This window comes from Microbacterium alkaliflavum, assembly GCF_044325405.1.
Lineage (GTDB): Bacteria > Actinomycetota > Actinomycetes > Actinomycetales > Microbacteriaceae > Microbacterium > Microbacterium alkaliflavum.
Window position 1 is genome coordinate 1 of the sequence record NZ_JBIQWL010000002.1, and the last position, 19312, is coordinate 19312.

General features: G+C 70.7%; 20 protein-coding genes. 14 read left to right on the top strand and 6 right to left on the bottom strand.

What is annotated here, in order from left to right; translation table 11 throughout:
- A partial coding sequence (locus tag ACH3VR_RS04950) for a hypothetical protein (protein WP_396639660.1) occupies positions 1 to 408 on the top strand: 408 nt, incomplete at its 5' end.
- Between the two features lie 86 nt (positions 409 to 494).
- Here the strand turns inward: ACH3VR_RS04950 and ACH3VR_RS04955 are convergent.
- Positions 495 to 1868: an HNH endonuclease signature motif containing protein gene (locus tag ACH3VR_RS04955; protein ID WP_396639661.1), complete on the bottom strand. Its 1374-nt coding sequence runs from the start codon at positions 1866 to 1868 to the stop codon at positions 495 to 497.
- Positions 1869 to 2207: 339 nt separating this feature from the next.
- On the opposite strand from ACH3VR_RS04955, the gene ACH3VR_RS04960 reads away from it, so the two are divergent.
- Genes ACH3VR_RS04960 through ACH3VR_RS05015 form a run of 12 tightly spaced genes read left to right on the top strand, consistent with a single transcriptional unit; the run spans position 2208 to position 14351 of the window.
- Positions 2208 to 3761 carry a phage tail sheath family protein gene (locus ACH3VR_RS04960; RefSeq protein WP_396639662.1) on the top strand — a complete coding sequence of 518 codons (1554 nt, stop codon included), beginning with the start codon at positions 2208 to 2210 and terminating at the stop codon, positions 3759 to 3761.
- A 46-nt stretch (positions 3762 to 3807) separates the two neighbouring features.
- Complete coding sequence (locus tag ACH3VR_RS04965; RefSeq protein ID WP_396639663.1) at positions 3808 to 4254, top strand: phage tail protein; 447 nt, start codon at positions 3808 to 3810, stop codon at positions 4252 to 4254.
- A 4-nt stretch (positions 4255 to 4258) separates the two neighbouring features.
- On the top strand, positions 4259 to 4684 hold the full coding sequence (locus ACH3VR_RS04970) for a hypothetical protein (protein ID WP_396639664.1): 426 nt from the start codon (positions 4259 to 4261) through the stop codon (positions 4682 to 4684).
- Positions 4681 to 4836, top strand: coding sequence for a DUF6760 family protein (locus tag ACH3VR_RS04975; RefSeq protein WP_243075116.1), 156 nt, complete (start codon positions 4681 to 4683; stop codon positions 4834 to 4836). The genes ACH3VR_RS04970 and ACH3VR_RS04975 overlap by 4 nt, the downstream gene beginning before the upstream one ends.
- 2 nt (positions 4837 to 4838) lie before the next feature.
- Positions 4839 to 7727: a hypothetical protein gene (locus ACH3VR_RS04980; RefSeq protein ID WP_396639665.1), complete on the top strand. Its 2889-nt coding sequence runs from the start codon at positions 4839 to 4841 to the stop codon at positions 7725 to 7727.
- Between the two features lie 12 nt (positions 7728 to 7739).
- Positions 7740 to 8177, top strand: a complete 438-nt coding sequence (locus tag ACH3VR_RS04985; protein ID WP_396639666.1) for a phage tail protein — start codon at positions 7740 to 7742, stop codon at positions 8175 to 8177.
- Positions 8178 to 8182: 5 nt separating this feature from the next.
- Complete coding sequence (locus tag ACH3VR_RS04990; protein ID WP_396639667.1) at positions 8183 to 8947, top strand: CIS tube protein; 765 nt, start codon at positions 8183 to 8185, stop codon at positions 8945 to 8947.
- Positions 8934 to 10742: a VgrG-related protein gene (locus tag ACH3VR_RS04995; protein WP_396639668.1), complete on the top strand. Its 1809-nt coding sequence runs from the start codon at positions 8934 to 8936 to the stop codon at positions 10740 to 10742. Before ACH3VR_RS04990 ends, ACH3VR_RS04995 begins: the two co-directional genes overlap by 14 nt.
- A 13-nt stretch (positions 10743 to 10755) precedes the next feature.
- Positions 10756 to 11163 carry a GPW/gp25 family protein gene (locus ACH3VR_RS05000; protein WP_396639669.1) on the top strand — a complete coding sequence of 136 codons (408 nt, stop codon included), beginning with the start codon at positions 10756 to 10758 and terminating at the stop codon, positions 11161 to 11163.
- Positions 11163 to 13115, top strand: a complete 1953-nt coding sequence (locus tag ACH3VR_RS05005; RefSeq protein ID WP_396639670.1) for a putative baseplate assembly protein — start codon at positions 11163 to 11165, stop codon at positions 13113 to 13115. Before ACH3VR_RS05000 ends, ACH3VR_RS05005 begins: the two co-directional genes overlap by 1 nt.
- Before the next feature lies 1 nt (position 13116).
- Entirely contained in the window at positions 13117 to 13680 is a 564-nt protein-coding gene (locus ACH3VR_RS05010; protein ID WP_396639671.1) for a phage tail protein, read from the top strand.
- The gene (locus ACH3VR_RS05015; RefSeq protein ID WP_396639672.1) at positions 13677 to 14351 is read left to right on the top strand and encodes a hypothetical protein; all 675 of its coding nucleotides are present in this window, start codon (positions 13677 to 13679) and stop codon (positions 14349 to 14351) included. The genes ACH3VR_RS05010 and ACH3VR_RS05015 overlap by 4 nt, the downstream gene beginning before the upstream one ends.
- A 16-nt stretch (positions 14352 to 14367) precedes the next feature.
- On the opposite strand, the gene ACH3VR_RS05020 is transcribed toward ACH3VR_RS05015, so the two are convergent.
- Positions 14368 to 14685, bottom strand: coding sequence for a PAAR domain-containing protein (locus ACH3VR_RS05020; RefSeq protein ID WP_396639673.1), 318 nt, complete (start codon positions 14683 to 14685; stop codon positions 14368 to 14370).
- Between the two features lie 2 nt (positions 14686 to 14687).
- On the bottom strand, positions 14688 to 15995 hold the full coding sequence (locus tag ACH3VR_RS05025; protein WP_396639674.1) for a hypothetical protein: 1308 nt from the start codon (positions 15993 to 15995) through the stop codon (positions 14688 to 14690).
- Positions 15996 to 16185: 190 nt separating this feature from the next.
- Here ACH3VR_RS05025 and ACH3VR_RS05030 point away from each other — a divergent pair, with 190 nt between their 5' ends.
- Complete coding sequence (locus ACH3VR_RS05030) at positions 16186 to 17784, top strand: ABC-F family ATP-binding cassette domain-containing protein (RefSeq protein ID WP_396639675.1); 1599 nt, start codon at positions 16186 to 16188, stop codon at positions 17782 to 17784.
- Positions 17785 to 17791: 7 nt separating this feature from the next.
- Here ACH3VR_RS05030 and ACH3VR_RS05035 read toward each other — a convergent pair whose 3' ends face one another.
- Genes ACH3VR_RS05035 through ACH3VR_RS05045 form a run of 3 tightly spaced genes read right to left on the bottom strand, consistent with a single transcriptional unit; the run spans position 17792 to position 19259 of the window.
- Positions 17792 to 18667: an SURF1 family cytochrome oxidase biogenesis protein gene (locus ACH3VR_RS05035; protein ID WP_396639676.1), complete on the bottom strand. Its 876-nt coding sequence runs from the start codon at positions 18665 to 18667 to the stop codon at positions 17792 to 17794.
- Positions 18664 to 18882 carry a hypothetical protein gene (locus ACH3VR_RS05040; protein WP_396639677.1) on the bottom strand — a complete coding sequence of 73 codons (219 nt, stop codon included), beginning with the start codon at positions 18880 to 18882 and terminating at the stop codon, positions 18664 to 18666. Before ACH3VR_RS05040 ends, ACH3VR_RS05035 begins: the two co-directional genes overlap by 4 nt.
- Positions 18879 to 19259, bottom strand: a complete 381-nt coding sequence (locus tag ACH3VR_RS05045; RefSeq protein ID WP_396639678.1) for a DUF3099 domain-containing protein — start codon at positions 19257 to 19259, stop codon at positions 18879 to 18881. The genes ACH3VR_RS05040 and ACH3VR_RS05045 overlap by 4 nt, the downstream gene beginning before the upstream one ends.
- Between the last annotated feature and the right edge of the window lie 53 nt (positions 19260 to 19312).

The window sequence follows — 19312 nt, forward strand, 5'->3', positions numbered from 1 at the left end:
GCCGGAAACAACTGGTCATCCCACGGTGGCCCTTCATCGTCAGCGACGACGAGAGCCCCGCAGGAATTGACACCACGCTATGGGACTCACCCTTTGGGCGTATCGACGCCACGAATCATGACGAGTACTCGCGGCACGCTCGGATTCCACCAGGAGCTTCGGCGGATATACCGGGACAGCAAGTCGATTCGGGGCTACCTCGCTGAATTGAGCAGCTTCGTGCGCGCACGAGTTTGGGATGGCAAGCTCCCTTCCGGGGTAAGCCCGCGTCTACGGGCGGCGGATGCCGGACTCGCGATCTACATCGATGACACGGTCCCCCGTGGGGATGTGACAATGGGCGATCTCTCGAATGTCCAAGCTCGAGCCAAGAATGAAATGCTCACCAACATCGCAGCGCTCGGTTGAGACGACCCCCCGCAGATCGGAAACGCGAATCGTCAAAACGCGAAGGGGGCGCGATTGGCTCCGCCATGCTCGGAACGCTGGGGCGTTCAGGCGGTGAGGGTGAAGTCGTAGCGGGCGCGGCCGCCGAGGCGGGGTGTTCGGGTGGGGTCGACGTGGACGGGTGGGATGAACCAGACTTTCGCGGTCACGCCGGCGCCTTCGATGTGGATGTCCCAGTCGTCGTCGTGGATGCGGTGGTGGCAGCGGGTGCAGAGCAGGATGCCGTTGTCAAGGTTGGTGGGTCCGGTGTCGCGGTCCCACCATTTCAGGTGGTGGACTTGGGTCATCCCGGGGGGCAGGCCGCAGCCGGCGCAGCCGCCGTCGCGTTCGGTGAGGGCGAGTTTCTGGGCCCGGGTGAACAGGCGTTTCGCTCGTCCGTAGTCGAGGATCTCACTGTCCCCACCGAGCACGAGCGGGATGATCCGCGCGTCGGCGGCCATCCGCCGCACCGTGCCGACCGACACGGGCTGCGCGATCCCGTCGATGGTGCCGTACCCGGTGCTGGTTTCGAGCTGTTCCAGTCCGATCCGGACGATGACGGTGGCACCGCCGGTGGGGATGTCGGTGCTGTCGCAGTCCAGGGCGTGTCGGCCCAGGGTGGCGAGGGCGTCGGCCTGCAGCTGCGGGATCGTGCGCCGGTCACCCTCACCCATCGGGGTGCTCCCGTCGCCGTCCGATCGACGCCGCAGCTGCTCGCCCACGAGCGCGTCGATGACGGTTTTGACGGGTGCGCCGCGTTCCGGGTCGAGGCGCGCGTCGATGACGATCGACCCGTCCTGCTCTTCCCGGATGTGCACGTACGCGGCCGCGCGCAGGTCGTCCTCATGTGGCTGCACGCCGTCGGGGTTGAGCCAGGCTTCGGCGCGGGTGAGGATCTTCCGGACCTGATCCATTCCGAGCCCGTGCGCCTGGGCGACCAACACGGTCTCGGCCTCCCGCAGCGCCTCCCCGTCGGCGCGGAACGCGACACGGTCCAGCAGTGCGACGATCGCCGCCGCGGCGGCCACGCTGAGCCGCCCACCAGACAAGCCGGCCGCGACCTCGGGATGCTTGGGTGGCGCCTGGGCGCCGGTGAGGGTCATCCGGGGCGCGGTGGCCTCCCCGACCGCGACCAGGCGGGCCGCGTCCCCCACGTTCGCGCCGGTCGCGGCGGCGATCATCGACGCCGGGGTGCGGTACCCCTGCTGCTTGGCCAGCCCCGCACTGCCCAGCTCCATCCGAGACGCCCGCGCGACCTCCGCCGCCACGGTGGCGTGGACCGCGTCCACATGCCGGCGCAGCATTCCCATCGCCGTGTTCAGCACCGCCAGCGGCGCCCCCTCCACCCCATCCGCGGAGGCGACTCCGCCGACATGCGCGGCATCCCACGCCGTCCGTGCGGCCGCGAGCGCGGCGTCCACACCGGCGAAAGGATCTGTCATGAAACTATCGTACATACGTTCGACGTCGATGTCTAGTATTAATCTTCGATAGTCAACAAAATGAGGCACGGAGGCCTCGAATGGCGGCTTCAGAGTGAATGTCGGAGGGGCTATCTAGCATAGTAACTATGTTCGATTCATCATCGGTGAGCCTCATTCTCCATGTGCCATCCACCGCCCCCTCACCTCTTCGATACGTACCTGCCCTTTCGCGCATCCCGAACGCGCACGATCCGCTACCCCCTGGTAGGTCCGGGCGGACTCCGTGCCGAGGCATCCACCGACCGATCCTGAGAGCACTCGCGGTGCAGGCGCCGCGTGCGAGCGAAGGAGCGGCCGATGCCCACGTACCTCTCACCCGGTGTCTACATCCAGGAGCTCGACGCCGCGACGCGGCCTATCGAGGGCGTCGGCACGGCCGTCGCCGCGTTCGTGGGGTTCGCGCCCAGAGGGCCGCTGAACACCCCGACCCTCGTCACGAACTGGACGCAGTACGTCGACCAGTTCGGCGACATCGAGCCGGGCTCCTACCTCGCCTACTCGGTGTACGGGTACTTCCTGAACGGGGGAGGGCGCTGCTACATCGTCCGCATCGGTGCCGACCAGCCGGCCTCCAACGGTCAGGGCAAGCAGAAGCAGGTCGCGGCGGCGCAGACGGCGACGGTCGGCAACTTCGTCTTCACAGCCAAGAGCGCCGCGACGAAGGCCATCACGGTCGAAGTGGGCCACGCCGACGGCGACGGGGCGCCCGACGACGAGTTCAAGGTCACGGTGACGGCCGAGGGCAAGCCGCCCGAGGTGTGGGGCAACGTCTCATCGAAGCCCGACTCGGGCAACTACGTCGTCAATCGCGTCGGCGGCGAGTCGAAGCTCGTGACGGTCGAGGCGGTGGCGCCCGAGGTGCAGACGAAGCCCAAGCTCGGCTCCACGGCTCTGGCTGTCCCGGAGCCCAAGAACGAGCCGATCGTGCTCGAGAAGCAGCAGGTCTCGGCCAAGAACTACATCGGCGAGGCCGCCGACCGCACGGGCTTCAGCGGTCTGGAGGAGATCGAAGACGTCACGATGGTGTCGGTTCCCGACCTCATGGCCGCGTACGAGCAGGGTGCCATCGACCTCGAGACGGTCAAGGGCGTGCAGCTCGCGATCGTCGCGCACTGCGAGCTCATGGGCGACCGCATGGCCGTGCTCGACCCACCTCCGGGACTGAGCGTGCAGGAGATCGCGAAGTGGCGCACGAACGACTCCGGTCTCGACTCGAAGTTCGCCGCGCTGTACTACCCGTGGATCAAGGTGCTCGACCCCGTGACCGGGTCGTCGAGGTTCATCCCGCCCTCAGGGCACCTCGCCGGCATCTGGGCCCGCAACGACAATGAGCGCGGAGTGCACAAGGCCCCCGCGAACGAGATCGTCCGCGGCGCGATCGACGTGCAGACGAAGATCACGCGCACCGAGCAGGAGAGCCTCAACCCGATCGGCGTCAACGCGATCCGTGGATTCCCGGGCCGAGGCATCCGGGTCTGGGGCGCGCGCACGCTCTCGAGCGATCCGGCATGGCGCTACATCAACGTGCGCCGGCTGTTCAACTACCTCGAGAAGTCGATCCTGCTGGCGACGCAGTTCGCCGTGTTCGAGCCGAACGATCCCGCCCTGTGGGGCAAGCTGCGTCGTTCGATCACGGCGTTCCTCATGGGGGAGTGGCGCGGCGGAGCCCTGTTCGGCCGCACGCCGGAGGAGGCGTTCTTCGTCAAGTGCGACGACGAGACCAATCCCACCGACGTCATCGACTCCGGCCGCGTCGTCTGCGCGATCGGCGTCGCGCCCGTGAAGCCCGCCGAGTTCGTGATCTTCCAGCTCTCGCAGTACTCCGGCGGCACGGGCGCCGTCGAGGAATGACCGTCGACGTCGTGTGACGTGACGACGAGCCGATCAGGAGGAAACCATGGCTCTGGACCAGTTCGACAACGCCCCCGCCTACAACTTCAGCGTCACCATCGACGGCGTGCAGATGCCGCTCGTGATGGAGGTCAGCGGCGTCAAGATGGAGGTCGACAAGATCGAGGCGAAGCAACAGGTCGCCGCCGACGGCAAGTACGTCGCCCGGCAGATCCCCGGCCGCGGCAAGACGGGCGAGATCACGATCACGCGGGGTCTGACCGACTCGCGCACGGTCGTCGACTGGCTCAAGACCGTGATGGACGGCGACCTCGTCGGTGCACGCAAGACGGCGGCGGTGAACATCCTCGACCACAAGGGCGAGACCATCAAGACGTTCAACTTCACGAACTGCTGGGTGCGCTCGGTCGAGGTCAACTCCCTCAAGGCGGGATCGACGGAGCAGGCCACCGAGAAGGCCGTCATCTGCTTCGACGAATCCAGCGTCGCGTGACGCCATGGAGCGGGTGATCGCGACCCGTCCGTCGCAGGGCGACGTGTTCGACGAGGAACGCATGCGGACGGAGTTCCCGTTCGAGCTTCCTCGTGGATACCTCGCCCCGGACGGCACGATCCATCGCGACGGCATCATGCGCCTCGCGACGGCCCGGGACGAGCTGCTGCCGCTGTACGACGTGCGGGTGCAGGAGAACGCGGCCTACACGACGGTCGTGCTCTTGGCCCGCGTCATCACGCGCCTCGGAACGCTGACCAACGTCGACGCCACGATCGTCGAGAACATGTTCGCGACCGACGTCGCGTTCCTGCAGGACTTCTACCGCCGCATCAACGCCGAAGGGCATACGCGCATCGCGGTCACCTGCCCGTCCTGCTCGCACCGATTCACCGCCGACCTCGCCGGGAGCCGCCTGGGGGAATCGTGACGTACGGGGCCGACCGCATCGTGGAAGAGATCTCGTACATCGCGTTCCATTTCCACTGGCCGCTCGACGACATCCTCGCGCTCGAGCACCCCGACCGCCTCCGTTACGTCGGTGAGATCGCGCGCATCAACGAACGACTGCGAGAGGGCTGACGATGCGGTGGCCGTGGCAGCGAAGCGCTCCGTCCGCTCCCGCGCGGGAGCCGATGGATGCCGCGGCACGCCCGTCACCGGCGGGCTGGGCGTTCCTTCCGCCCCTCGTCGGACCGCCGCCGCCCCCGCCCACGCAGCTGCGGGGCGACTTCCTCCAGCGCATCCCGACACGTGTCGTGCCGATCCAGCTCACGTCGCTCGGCCACGTGGTGAGTGCCGATGCCCCCGCTGCGACCCTCGGTGACCGCCATCCCCCCGACGTCGAACGGACCCCGCCGGAGTCGACCGAGCTCGTCCTGGGGACGGCGACCGGATCCCGTCGAGCCTCCGCCCCCGCGGTGCAGCGGGCGCCCGCCGTCGAGTACGCGCCCGACGCGACGGCCGAGGGGGATGCGACTCCCGACGTCACGCCGACACTCGCGGAGCGTCGGGGGACCGATGCCACGTCCCTCGATGTCGCGACGACACTTGCGGAGAGTCCGTCGGTGGATGCCGCGTCCCTCGACGTCGCGCCGACCCTCGCGGAGAGCCGATCGATGGATGCCGCGCTGCCCGACCTGTCGCAGGCGCCTGCGGAGAGCCCGTCGAGGAATGCCACGGCCTCTGGCGAGGCGCCGACGCTCGGGGCGAGCACACCAGCCCTCGCGCCGGGCGCGGATCGATCCTCCCCATCCCCGTTCCGCATGCCGGTGCAGCGGGTGCCGGAGGGCGCTTCGGAAATCTCGCGGCCGAACTCCGCATCGCCGAATGCGGAGTCACCGCCCAGACCCGCCGGTCCGGTGGCGCCGATCCGTCGCCCGACGCCTCCAGCGGTGCCGGCACCGGTCCCCGGGGAGCGGCACGTCCAGCGCGCGTCGTCGCCGGTTCCGGACGCCTCGTCGGCGGTTCAGCGCGATGCTGACCCTGTCGAACTCGGGCCGGATTCGTCCGGCGGCGCGGCGGTCGCACGCGTCGCCGGCCCCACCGAGTCGTCCCCCGCCCCACCACAGATCGAGACGACGGTGCCGGCTGCGCCTGAGACAGCGCCCGACCGGCCGGCCCATCGACCGCCGCTCGGACTGGGCGCTCCGCTGCGCCGATCGATCGACACCGCTCCCGACGTCCGTCCGCTTCAGCGCACAACCACATCGTCCGCGGCCCCGCCGCCGGCGCCAGGCGCCGCGAGCACCATCGCGCCGGCCGACGGCCGGGCGCCGCTGCCCGTGGTCTCGGGCGCCGGCGACGCCACGTCCGCCGCCGAACCGCCAGTCGGGGCGTCCGAGCCGCCCGCCCCGCCCCAGGCCCCGTCGGCATCGTCCGAGGTCCGAGACCCGGGCGAGCCGTCCGTGGCCGGCGCGGCGATCGAGCCGTCCTCGGCCGGCTCGTCGATCGAGCCGACCGGGGCCGCAGCGCCGATCGAGGTGGTCGCGCCCCTCCTCGGGGCCGACACAGTCGCGGCTCCTCTGATGACCTCCATCGAGCCCGCCGGATCGGTCGCACAGACCGCCCCCAGCGGGTCCGTCGCGCAACCCGCGCCCGTCGTCGCTCGCACGACCAGCCTCCAGCCGTCGCGAAGCGGCGGAACGACGACGTCGCGAACCGACGCGCCGCTGCCACCGGGAACCGACGGGACGTCGCCGTTGCGACCCGACGGGACGACCGTGTCCCAGCCCGGCGGGACGCCCCCGTCGCGAAGCGGTGGGGCGACGGCAGCACCTCTCCTGGGCTCGCCCCCCGCCCCGGCCGCGGCGGCACAGCCTCTCCTGCGGTCCGGCGACGCGCCCGGTGCGCTCCCGCTCATCCAGCGCCGCACCGAAGTGCCCTCGACCGACGAGCAGCTCCCGCAACGGACAGACCCCGCAGCGGCGATCATCCCCGCGCCGCCCACTGTCCTGCCGCTCGCCACCACGACGCCGCGCCCTCAGGACCCGGAGGAGACACCGAGCACGTCCGACGCTCCCGATCACACTGCGCGGGATGCCGCCGGCCAGGCCCCGGCGACCCCCGCACCTGCCCTGCCCGTCCGCCCGCTTCTCCTCCAGCGCCGCGTGGAGCCCGCGATCGAGCCGACGCCGCACCGGACGATCTCCCGGCCTGCGGCCGCGGGGGCACCCGGCGCTCCGCCGGTTCGGGCCACCGTGCTCCCGCCGGAACCGCCTCCTCAGAGCGGTACCGCACTCCAGCGCGCACTCCTGGGTCGAAACGGAAGCGCCGACCACGGCTCCGCCTCGACCACGCAGAACACCCTCGCGGCAGCGCCCACCTCGACCACGCAGAGCACCCTCGCGGCACCGCACACTTCCATCGCGCAGAGCACCCTCGCGGCACCGCACACTTCCATCGCGCAGAGCACCCTCGCGGCACCGCATCTCTCCGCGGCCGGCGCCTCAGAGCCCCCCAACCCGCCCACCGCACAGCGCACACCCCAGACCCCGACGCCCTCATACGCGGCGGCGCCCAGGCTCGGCGGCGCAGCATCCATCGCGGCACCGTCCGCCGGAATCCCTCCCACCGCCATCGCCACCGAACAGGGGTGGCCGCCCGCACTCGACGCCGCCCTGTGGACCCCACCCGTCTCATCCGCCCCAAAGCTCGCCCTGCAGCGGTCCGACGCATCCATCGCGCCCTTCCGTCCGACCGCGGCGGACCGTGGTCGCATCGACCACGTGCTCGCCGCGAATGCCGCGCGCATCGCAGAGGACGCGCTCGACGTGCAGCGCGCGATCGAGCCTGCTGCCCCCGCATCCACTCCGCCCGCGCCCGTGGCACAGAGCGCGGTCGCCGCCGCGGTTGGTCAGCCGGAGCAGCTCGAGCACCTGCTCGATCGCCTCTATCCGCAGCTCGTGCGTCGTCTGAAGTCCGAGATGCTGCTCGATCGCGAGCGGCGCGGCGTGCGGATCGACCGGATCTGACAGGAGCGACCGATGCCGTTGACCGAGACCAAGGATTGGGCGCTCACCGTCTCCTACGAGGTGATGCTCGACGAGACGGTGCTCGGCGCTTTCGCGACGTGCGAAGGCCTCGGCATCGAGGTCGTGCTCGAGACGCGCGAAGAGGGCGGCAACAATGCCTTCCCCTGGCAGTTCGCGACCCGGCTCAAGTATCCGAACGTGAAGCTCACGCGCCCCCTGAGCGGCGATGCGGAGCGCACGGTGCGCTGGATCACGGGCTTCCTCGACTCGGCGAAGCGCGTCAACGGCGTCATCACGGCCAAGAACAGCCGGGGCAAAGCGGTGCTGCACTGGGACCTCACCGACGTCGTGCCGGTGCGGTGGACGGGACCGTCGCTGAACTCCGACTCGTCCAAGGTCGCGGTCGAGACGCTCGAGCTCGCGCACCACGGCTTCCAGGTGAGGAAGTGACCGCCATGGAGATGACCGGTACGTCCAGCAGCTCGGCGAAGCTCATCCACGCTCAGCTCGAGTTGTTCGAGCCGGGCCCCGAGCCTGGCAAGCCGGGCGGGCCGCGCGGCACCATCGAGTTCCACTTCAACCCCAAGGAGCTGACCGTCACGAAGGCGGCCAAGTGGGAGTCGGAGAACCAGAAGAAGGCGGGGTCGGCGCCGCCCGCCAACTTCACGACCCCCGAGCCCCAGAAGCTGACTCTCGAGATGTTCTTCGATGCGACGCGATCGGACTCGAAGAAGAGCGTCGTCCCCGACGTCGAGAAGCTGTTCGAGACCGTCGTGCCGACTCCTACGTCGATCGGCCAGAAGCGCCCATCGCCGCCCTGGGTCAAGTTCACGTGGGGACCGCTCAGCAGCTTCCTCGGCTACGTCCGTTCGGTCGCGGCGAAGTACACGCTGTTCGGATCGGACGGGAGCCCGCTGCGTGCCGTCTGCACGGTCTCCCTCGAGGAGCTGCCGAAGGAGAAGGGCAAGCAGAACCCCACCTCGGGCGGGCTTCAGCCGCGCGCCGTGCACACGATGCGTGAGGGCGACAGCCTCGCCGTGCTCGCCTACCGCGAGTACGGCAATGCCGCGCTGTGGCGCCCGCTCGCGGACGTGAACGGCATCGACGACCCCATGCGCGTGCGGCCGGGGCGCACGATCTTCCTGCCCATCGCCGACGAGCTCGCCGATGCGCACGCTCGTGACATCGCGCGCCGGGAGGTGGCGAATGCCCGCACTTGACACCTACACGAGCCTCCTCCTCGTCGAGGTGAACGGGAGCGAAGTGCCCCCCGAGATCTCGAGCCTCCTGGTGCGCGGGCGCATCACCGACGGTGTGGGGCTTCCCGACGCCTTCGAGCTCGACTTCACGGACGAGCAGGCGAAGGTCGCGCAGCGGTTCCCGATCGCGGCGACCGTCAAGCTGAAGGTGTCGCAGAACGGGCCGGCCGCGCCGCCCGTGCTGTTCGAAGGAGAAGTGACGGCCCTCGAGCGCGAGGATGTCGGCGGCGCGCTGCACACCCGCATTCGCGGCCTCGACGGCGCCGCGCGCCTCATGCGCGGCACCCGGGTCGCGGCCTTCGTCGACTGCACGATCGCCGACGTCGTGCGCAAGGTCGCGCAGAACGCAGGACTCTCGCTCGGCTCGGTGGAGGCGCCCGCGGGCGCGCTCCCGCACGTCGCGCAGGACAACGTGAGCGACTGGACCTTCCTCGCCCGCCTCGCCCGGCTCGCGGGCGCGACGTTCACGGTGACCGGCAAGCGCCTCGACTTCGGGCCGCCGACGCCCGCGCGTGACGCGCCCGGCGGCACGAACGCGCGCGAGAACCCCGTCGTCATCGAGCACGGCGCGAACGCTCAGTACGTCAAAGCCGTCGTGACGGCGGCGGAGCAGGTGTCGAAGGTCTCGGTGCGGGGATGGGATGCCGCGACCAAGGATGCCGTCGTCTCGCAGGCCGAGGCGAAGACGCGCAGTGCGGAGCTCGCCGATCTGACACCCGCGGCGATCGCGAAGAAGGTCGGCGGACGCGAGTTCGCCGACGTGTGGGGCGAGGGGCGGGCGGCTTCACAGGACAAGCTCGCGGCATCGCTCGCCGATCGCCTCGCCGGCGGCTTCGCCGAGGTCGAGGCCCAGGTCACCGGCAATCCCGAGATCAGGTGCGGAGTGGCTGTCAACCTCGCCGGCTTCGGTGCGCCGTTCGACGGCCGCTACACCGTGAGCGAGACGGTGCACGACTTCTCGTCGAGCGCCGGATACACGACGACGGCCGTCGTCGCGAACGTGTCCGACCGCTCCCTGTTCGGCGTCGCGGGCGCGGGCGTGGCGCTGCACGAGCCCCGCATCTCGGGAGTCGTGCCCGCCATCGTGACGGACAATCTCGATCCCGACAAGCGCGGCCGGGTGAAGCTGAAGTTCCCCTTCGCCTCCGACGACTACGTGAGCGGCTGGGCGCGCGCGGCCCACACGGGCGCCGGCGACAAGCGCGGCTTCGTGGTACTCCCGGAGGTCGGCGACGAAGTGCTCGTGTCGTTCGAGCATGGCTTCTTCGACCGCCCGATCGTGCTCGGCGGCCTCTTCAACGGCAAGGACCTGCCGGCGGGCGGCTGGAACGAGTACGTCGACTCCAAAGGCGTGCTGCGCCGGGCGCTCGTCTCCCGCACCGGGATGCGGGTCGAGCTCGTCGAGGACGGGTCCGCCGAATCCGTGCAGCTCACGACGAACAAGGGCGCGCAGCGGGTCACGGTCCGCCAGGACGGCGAGAAGGGCATCGAGATCGTGTCCGAGGGGCCCGTGTCGGTGACGGCCAAGACCGACGTGAAGATCACGACCGACTCCGGCAAGGTCGAGATCTCCGCTGCCAAGATCGCGCTCACCGCGAAGGACACGCTCGAGCTCAACGCCGCCCAGCTGAAGCTCAAGGGCTCGGCCAAGGCCGAACTCGGGGCACCGCAGGTCACCGTGAAGGGCGATGCGCAGGCCGAGCTGTCGGCGGGTGCCGCGGTCACGGTCAAGGGCGCCATCGTCAAGATCAACTGAGGAGCGGCACGACATGTCGAAGGAGTTCGTGGGCCGGGGATGGGCGTTCCCCGTCGAGGCCGACCGAAGCGGCCGCATCCTGCTCACCCGCGACGATCGCGAGATCGAGGACAGCATCCGCCTCATCCTGGCGACCTCGCCCGGGGAACGACCGATGCGTCCGGAGTTCGGCTGCGCCGTGCACGACTACGTGTTCGCCCCGGCCGACGCCACGACGGCCGGTGCGATCGGTGAGGCCGTGCGCACCTCGCTGCGGTTCTGGGAGCCGCGCATCGACCTGGACGAGGTCGTCGTCGACTTCGACGGCGCCGACGACGGGCGCCTGCTGATCGACATCCGATTCCGCATCCGCGGCGACAACGACCCCCGCAACCTCGTCTTCCCGTTCTACGTCATCCCGAGACAGGAAGGACAGGAGTGATGCTCCCCGCTCCCGACCTCGACGACCGCCGGTTCCAGCAGCTCGTCGACGACGCCAAGCGGCTCGTCGCGGCCCGCTGCCCCGAGTGGAGCGACCACAACGTCTCCGACCCGGGCGTCACGCTCATCGAGGCCTTCGCGTTCATGGTCGACGAGCTGCACTACCGCCTCAACCGCGTCCCGGATCGCCTCTACATCACCTTCCTCGATCTGCTCGGCGTCAAGCTGCACCCGCCGGCACCCGCATCGGCGGAAGTGCTGTTCCGGCTGTCCGCGGCGCGCCCCGAGCCGGTCGTGGTCCCCGCGGCGGCGGAGGTGGGCACGCGCCGGATGGATGCCGAGGAGCCCATCGTGTTCGCGACCGACGACGAGCTCACCATCCCGCCGCGCCGGCTCACCCACACGGGCCGCGGCGAGCCGGTCGAGGTGCACGTCGTCCACGCCGATGACGCGCTCCCCGGCGAGGGCACGTTCGAGGCGTTCCAGTCGGACCCCCGCCCGGGTGACGCCGTGCTCTTCGGACTCGACGACGCCGCGCCCCGCTGTCTCGTCGCGGTGACGCTCGAATGCAGCGTGCGCGGTGTCGGCGTCGACCCCACCGACCCGCCGTGGCAGTGGCAGGCGTGGACAGGCCGCGCGTGGAAGAACTGCCGGGTCGTCGCGGACGGCACCGGCGGATTCAATCAGGACGGCGACGTCGAGGTGCTCCTGCCCGCCGAGCATGTCGTCTCGGTCATCGGCGGTGTGCGCGCCGGCTGGATCCGCTGCATCGTCACCGAACCCCTGCACGAACGCCAGCCCGCCTACACGGCGTCGCCGCTCGTTCACAGCGCCGCGGCATCCACCATCGGCGGAGCCGTCGACGCGACCCACGCCGAAGCCGTGCTCGGTGAGGTCCTCGGCCTCAGCGAGGGCGTTCCGGGCCAGTTCTTCGCGCTCGCGCAGACGCCCGTCGTCGCCGACGGCGATCCGCTCGTCGTCGAGGTCGCCGGCGGGGGCGGATGGGAGGAGTGGCACGAGGTCGACTCCTTCGCGGGTCACTCGTCGGACGACCGGATCTTCACGGTCGACCGCGCCCGGGGCGAGCTCGCCTTCCCTCCGGCCGTTCGCGAGCACGACGGCGCTCTCACCGGCTACGGCGCCGTGCCGCCCGCCGGCGCTCCGCTGCGCATCCCGCGGTACCGGGTCGGCGGAGGGCGGCGCGGCAACGTCGGGGCAGGCGCGATCACCGTGCTGCGCACGACAGTCCCGTACGTGCGGTCGGTCGAGAACCTCACGGCCGCGCTCGGCGGCATCGACGGCGAGTCGCTGGAGGAGGCGAAGCGCCGCGGACCGCTCGCGGTGCGCACGCGCGACCGCGCCGTGACGGCGCAGGACTACGAGCAGCTGGCCAAGGCGGCCCGGCCCGGGATCGCGCGAGTGCGCTGCGTGCCGGCATCCGCCGCCGACGGGGCCGTGCGACTGCTCGTCGTGCCCACGGCCGCGCCGGGAGCCGACGGTCACGTCGAGTTCGCAGATCTCGAGCCGCACGCCGACCTCCTCGCGGGCATCGCAGAGGAGATCGACGTCCGGCGTGCCGTGGGCGCCCGGGTCATCGTCGAGCCGCCCTTCTACCGGGGCGTGACGATCGTCGCCCGCGTCCTCGCGCGACCCGGGACGGTGCCGGAGAGCCTCGAGAAGCGGTCGCTCGCGGCCCTCTACCGGCACTTCGACCCGATCCTCGGCGGAATCGACGGTGCGGGCTGGCCCTTCGGGCGGCCGGTGCTGGCCGGTGAGGTCTACGCCGTGCTCCAATCGGTGCCCGGCGTCGAACTCGTCGACGAGCTCAAGCTCTGGGAGGCCGACCCCGTGACCGGCAAGCGTGCCGGCGAGTCGACGCTGCGGATCGAGCTGGATCCCAACGCGCTCGTGTACTCGTATCGGCACAGCGTGCGAGCGGTGGCGGGAGGCTGACATGCGCGGACTCGTGCCGGGGCTCGGAAGCCCCGTGCCGTTCCTCGAGCGGCTGCCCGGCGTCTACCAGGACGTCGCCGACGAGGACTTCCTGCCGCGATTCCTCCGGGCGTTCGACGACTCGATCGCACCCACCATCTCGACGCTCGACAACCTCGTCGCCTACGTCGACCCGCGGCTGGCGCCGGAGGACTTCGTCGACTGGCTCGGCGGATGGGTGGATGTCGCGCCCGACGGCGCCTGGACGCTCGAGCAGCGACGTGCGATCGTCGCGCGCGCCGCCATGCTCCACCGCGGGGCGGGCACTCTCGCGGGGATCCGCGAAGCAGTCCGGCTCGCGGCCGGCCCCGAGTCCGAGGTGTCGGTCGATGACAACGGCGGCGTCGCATGGTCGCAGCAGCCTGGCGGGGCCCTTCCCGGCAGCGACGGCACGCACGTCACGGTCACGGCGACCGGCGCCGAGCATCCCGATGCGCGCCGGCGGATCGAACGCGTGCTGCGCTCCGTCGTCCCGGCACACGTTCCGTGGACCCTTCTGCCCGCCCTGTCCGAGGAGGCGTCATGACCGACGTGCACAAGGATGTCGTCTGCCTCGAGTGCGGCGGCCACAACCTTCCAGGGGAGCAGTTCTGCGGCAACTGCGGCGCCTATCTCGCGTGGGAGCCCGAGTCCGCCGAGAATACCGCCGTGGCCGCGCCGCCCGCGGAGACGGAACCGGATGCCTCAGCCCCGGCCTCGTCTGCGGTACCCGCCGAAGGATCGGCCACCGCAGCGCCGACCGTCGCCCCACCGCCCGCCGACGTGGCACCCGACTCTCCACGGAACTCGGAGGACGCGCCCACCGCGACCCGGCAGCCGACCTCCGCCGCACCGGTGCTCCGCAAGCCGACGGCCGCGGCTCCGCCGCGTCCCAGGCCGCCCGTCGCCGTCCCCGACCGCCCTGCGCCGGCTCCCGGCGACCTCGTGTGCCCCGCATGCGGCTGGGGGAACCGGCCGGACCGCCACTTCTGCCGTCACTGCGCCGCGCCGCTCACGGCGCCGAAAGCGGTGGTGCAGTCGGTACAGCCGGTCGCCGGTGCGCGTCCGAAGGGCAGGAGCGTGCGGTTCCCGTTCACCGCCGTCGTCGTGCTCGCGATGATGATCGTGCTCATCGTGGTCGGGTGGCTCAACCGCGACGGTGTGATCGGCTTCGTGAGGTCGATCATCGGCTTCGTGTTCTCGACGCAGTCCCCCTGATCGCGGGGCCCGTCCGTCAGCCGCCGATGATGACGGTCGGGCATCCGGGGCCGGGTGCGATCGGCGTGCCGTGCATCGACATGTCGCCCACCCGAGCCGCGGGGAATCCGCCGATGAGCACCGTGACGCTGCCCTGGGCGATGCCATTGGGTGCCGGCGAGACGCAGACGATTCCGCCGGGCGTCGCGTTCGCGACCGCCGCCGGCTGCCCTCCGATGAGCACGGTGACCACGGCCGCCGCAGGCGTGACGGCGCCCCCGCCATGCGGCTTCGGGCCGTCGAACAGCGGACACATCGCCATGTCGCCGGCGCGCAGCGCGGGACCCGTGGGCATCGTCAGCCTGCTGGGGGCGGCGTCACGAGGGTGCCCGTGATGAGCACGGAGGACACGCAGTTGTCGGGGGTGCGGCCGGTCGGCTGACCGGGGGCGATGCAGTTCAGGCGCGCCTGCAGCGTCTGGCCGGACGGGACCTGGATGGGCGTCACGAAGTGCAGATCGAGGTCGCGGTAGTTCTCCGTGCTCAGTGAGAGGAGCACCTTCTGGCCGTAGGCGAGCTGGAGCGTGGCGACATCGCCCTGCGGGTTGTTGAACACGAGGTCGGTGATCTGGAGTGCTGAGCCGTCGGGGATCGCCGGCACGGACGAGGTGGCGTTCTTTCCCTTGCCGGCCGTGACGGTGAGCGTGTACGTCTGGTCTTCGCTCGTCGGCTGCGGCGGTGCGGGGGGAGGCGTGGATGTGCCGCCGCCGCTGCCCGCCGCGGCCTTCGCCTCGTCCGCGGTCTGCTGCGCGCCGTCCGCGGTCTTCTGCGCGTCCTGCGCCTGCCCCTGCACCTCGGCGAGCGGCTCCTTGACGGCATCGCGGGCGGTCTGCTCGACCGTGGGCTTCAGAAGGAGGTTCCACAGGAGGATCAGCAGCGCGATCAGCGCCGCGAGTGCGAGGAGAGCCTTCCAGAACCACGACGGGAAGACCGGATCCTGCATGTGGATGCCGTCGACCACGAGCGGGTCGCCGGAGGCGGGCGTCACGGTCACCGAATAGGGATGGCTCACGGCCTGTCCCCGCCAGACGCGGCGCCGCGGCGAGAGCGTGACGCGCACGAACTGCGCGTGGCCCGCGTCGATCAGCACCTCGGGATCGCGAGGGATCACCCTCAGTCGCTCCGTGCCGGCCCCGACGAGAGCGGCAGCCGTCGGCGTGTTGCCGTTGTTGTCCACAGCGAGTCGCACGCGCTTGCGCCCGCGGGAGCGCGACACCTTCGGGACGATCTCTGCGCCTACCGCCGCGAACTCCTCGACGCGGATGACGAACTCGACCACCTCGGGCTCGGTCGTGCGGGGGACATCGGCGTCTTCGGTGCCTGCCGGGGCGATGACCGGGGTCACCTGGATCGCCACATCGAGCTCACCGGCGGGGACGGCGGACGACCTCGGGACGAGGACAGTGACGACGACCGTCTCGGTGCGGCCGGGATACACGCTGACGAGATCGGGTGCGAGCGTCACATACTCGCCGCCCGGGCCGAGCGCGTGGAGTCGATACTCCTCGACGATTCCCGTGTCGTTGCGCACCGAGACCGTGGCCTGGGCGGCCTCGCCCGGTGCCGCCGCGAGTGCGGCGGGCTCGATCGATACGGCGACGGCCATATCAGCGACGCTACGGACGCATCGCTGCGGACCTCCCGTGCCTCCGGCCAGCATCGCGTGCAGACCCGGTGCCCGTTCGGCACGGATGCCTGCACCTTCGGGCCGACACCGACCTCGGCGGCGCGGCGAATATACTGGGTGGCTGGCCACTCGGCCGCACCACTTCACCCCGACCGAACGGACGTCCGCTGTGCTCGCCGTGCACGATCTCGAGATCCGCGTGGGCGCTCGCGTGCTCATGTCGGATGTCTCGTTCCGCGTCTCGGACGGCGACAAGATCGGCCTCGTGGGCCGCAACGGCGCCGGCAAGACGACCCTCACGAAGGTGCTCGCGGGAGACCTCCTGCCCAGCGACGGTCGCGTCGACCGCTCCGGCGAGCTCGGCTACCTCCCGCAGGATCCGCGCTCCGGCGACCCCGACATGCTCGCGCGCACGCGCATCCTCGACGCCCGCGGCCTCGGCACGATCGCCGTCGGGATGAGCGACGCCTCCCTTGCGATGGCATCCGAGGATGCCGCGACCGCCGCGAAGGCGATGCGCAAGTACGCCAACCTCATGGAGCGGTTCGAAGCGCTCGGCGGCTACGCGGCCGAGGCGGAGGCGGCATCCATCGCGCACAATCTCTCGCTTCCCGACCGGATCCTCGACCAGCCGCTGCGCACGCTCTCGGGCGGACAGCGCCGGCGCATCGAGCTCGCGCGCATCCTGTTCTCCGATGCGCAGACGATGATCCTCGACGAGCCGACCAACCACCTCGACGCCGACAGCGTCGTGTGGCTGCGCGAGTTCCTCAAGGGCTACAAGGGCGGCCTCATCGTGATCTCGCACGATGTCGAGCTCGTCGGCGAGACGGTCAACCGCGTCTTCTACCTCGACGCGAACCGCCAGGTCATCGACGTCTACAACATGAACTGGAAGAACTACCTGCGCCAGCGGGTGGCCGACGAGGAGCGCCGCAAGAAGGAGCGCGCCAACGTCGAGAAGAAGGCGAGCGTCCTGCAGCAGCAGGCGGCCCGATTCGGAGCCAAGGCCTCGAAGGCCGCGGCGGCGCACCAGATGGTCGCGCGCGCCGAGAAGATGCTCGCGGGCCTCGACGAGGTGCGCCAGGAGGAGCGCGTCGCCAAGCTGCGCTTCCCCAAGCCCGCGCCGTGCGGCAAGACGCCGCTCATGGCATCGGGACTGTCGAAGTCGTACGGTTCGCTCGAGATCTTCACCGACGTCGACCTCGCGATCGACCGCGGCTCGAAGGTCGTCATCCTGGGGCTCAACGGTGCGGGGAAGACGACGCTCCTGCGGATCCTCGCGGGCGTCGACAAACCCGACACGGGGCAGATCGAGCCCGGCCACGGGCTGAAGATCGGCTACTACGCCCAGGAGCACGAGAACCTCGACGTCAACCGGTCGGTGCTCGACAACATGATGTCGGCCGCGCCCGACATCACGGCGACCGATGCCCGCAAGGTGCTCGGCTCGTTCCTGTTCACGGGCGACGACGTGCTCAAGCCCGCCGGTGTGCTGTCGGGGGGCGAGAAGACGCGCCTGTCGCTCGCGACGCTCGTCGTCTCGAGCGCCAACATGCTGCTGCTCGACGAGCCGACCAACAACCTCGACCCCGCGTCGCGCGAGGAGATCCTCGGCGCGCTCGCGCACTACGAGGGCGCCGTCGTGCTCGTGTCGCACGACGAAGGAGCCGTCGAGGCGCTCAATCCGGAGCGCGTCCTCATCCTGCCCGACGGCGTGGAGGACATCTGGGGCCGCGACTATGCGGACCTCGTCACACTGGCCTGATCCGGCTTCAGCGCTCCGAGGTGTCGACGAGCGCGTCCTCGGCGTCCGCGTCGGCGTCACGGCGGCGCTTGGTGCGGTCTCGCACGGGGGGCGTCTCGCCGGCGGCGATGGCCGCGGCATCCTCGTCGTCTTCGCGCTTGCGCGCGCGCTCGGTGCGGATGACGTACCAGATGAACGCGAAGCCCATGATCGCGAACAGGATCCACTGCACGGCGTAGGAGAGATAGGGCCCGGGGTCGTCTGATGGCGACTCGAGCTGCTCGGGCTGCGTCGCGGGCGCGGGGTCTTCGGACGCCATGATCCCGTAGGCGCTCAGCTCGAGCGCGTCTCCCGCAGCGGGATCGATGGCATCGGCGACCGTGGGCAGGTGGATGGACGGCACCTGGCCCTCGGGCGCCGAGCGGCCCGAGGCGGGGAGCGCCTCGCCATCGCGCAGCCGCACGACGACGGTCACGTGCCCGTCCGGAGGGGCAGGCACCGCATCGGGGGAGTTCTGCGAATCGCCGGGCGGCACCCAGCCGCGGTCGACGAGGAGCACCCTGCCGTCGTCGAGCCGGAACGGGACGAGCACCTCGTAGGCTGCTGTTCCGCCGTGCGCCCGGTTGCGCGCGAGGAGCTGATCGTCGACGAGATAGGTCCCGGTCAGGACGACAGGCAGCCACTCGTCGGCGGGATCGAGCTCGCCGCCCGCCGGGATCACGTCCGCGAGCGGCACCGGCTCGGCATCGTAGTTCGCGGCGATGAGGGCGAGCTGCTCGGAGCGCTGCGCGTTGCGGGTGAACTGCCAGTTGGACAGGAACGCGCACGCGATCGCGAAGACGATCGCGACCGCGACGTAGACGGTCCAGCGCAGGGCGGCAGGGGCATCCTGTCGGCGGCTCATGCGTGCTCACCGGCCTTCGCGAGCGGAGAGACCTCGACGGGGAAGTCGCGCGACGCCAAGAAGTCGCGGAGGTAGGCGCAGTGCTCGTCGCACGCGACCCAGGTCTTGCGTTGTTCCGGCGCATGGATGCGCGGGTTTTGCCAGTCGATGCGCCACGTCGCGGCCGCGCGGCAACCGGCCCGCGAGCACACCGCGGTCTCGGGATCGTCGATCATGCCGTGGCGTCCGGGGGCGTCGAGCGGGGGGCGTCGGAGGGATGCTGCTCCTCGATGCGGATGACCCGTGAGCCCTCCGGCCCCGAGGTGACAGACGGCGGGGGAGCAGGCGGCAGGGCCTTCTCGGGGCTCTCGCTGCGGCGGCTCTTCGAGTCCTGCCCCACGTTGGCGGTCACGACCGCGATGTACGGGAGGAAGACGGCGGCGGCGCCGAACACCCACGTGTACCAGCCGTAGGGCGTCACGACCACCATCAGGATGAAGCACGCGACGCGGATGCCCATCGTGATGAGATAGCGCGTCTCGCGCGCGCTCACCTCATCACGCGGCGCCCGCGGAAGCGACGTCGCGGACTGCGCTCCGGTCGAGTTCTTCACGATGATTCCAGGGTACGCCGCTCGCGGAGCGCGAGCGGCGTCCGGGCCCGGTC